Raw genomic sequence first — 673 nt, 5'->3', positions numbered from 1 at the left:
AATCTCCAGCAATGCATTCAGTTCGGGCTTGAACGGCATCCAGGCCGGGCAACGCCGTGTCGAGCAGGCGGCCAGCGACATCGCCAGCAACGCGGTGACCGAGCCGCAGCAGCCCAGCCAGACGCCACCGCAGAACCAGGTGAACCCCACGCCACAGTCTGCCGAGCAGACGCGCCCCGACCTGGCGGAAAGCCTGGTCGCCTTGCGCGTTGGCGAGAACGAGGTGCGGGCCAGCTCACGTGTCGTGGAAACCGCCGATGAGGTGCTGGGTACGCTCATCGACACGCGTGCGTAAGTAGTTCCACCCCGGCCGTGGATGCGGCCTGCAACGGGGTAGGAGGGAGCACATGCAGATCGGCAACAGCGTGCCACCTTTCGTCCCTGCGCCGTCCTTCTCTTCGGCTCGGCTCCTCTCGTCCGACGTTTCCCCCGATATCGCCCGTGCCGACCAGGCACCCGTGACCGCGCCGCAGGAGCAGCAGGCGAATTCCAGCGCCTCCGGGCGCGAAGAGGCTGACCGTGCCTCCACCGATACGGCGGACGACAGCGCCGAAGCCAGCCCCCGGGAGCAGCGCCAGCAGCAGCTGGAGATCGCCGATCTGGTTCAGCGCGATCGCGAAGTGCGCACCCACGAACAGGCCCATGCCGCTGTCGGTGGGCAGTACGCCGGTTC

General features: G+C 67.8%; 2 protein-coding genes. Both read left to right on the top strand.

The features are described 5' to 3' along the window. Positions 1–295 (top strand): hypothetical protein (locus tag J0A65_RS24925; RefSeq protein WP_206596919.1); only part of this gene is annotated, 295 nt, incomplete at its 5' end. Positions 296–347: 52 nt separating this feature from the next. Next, a partial coding sequence (locus tag J0A65_RS24920; protein ID WP_269814711.1) for a putative metalloprotease CJM1_0395 family protein occupies positions 348–673 on the top strand: 326 nt, incomplete at its 3' end.

This window comes from Bowmanella yangjiangensis, assembly GCF_017255015.1.
Classification (GTDB): Bacteria; Pseudomonadota; Gammaproteobacteria; order Enterobacterales; family Alteromonadaceae; genus Bowmanella; species Bowmanella yangjiangensis.
The sequence above is the reverse complement of the archived record's forward strand: the minus strand, read 5'-3'. Positions and strand labels throughout refer to the sequence as shown.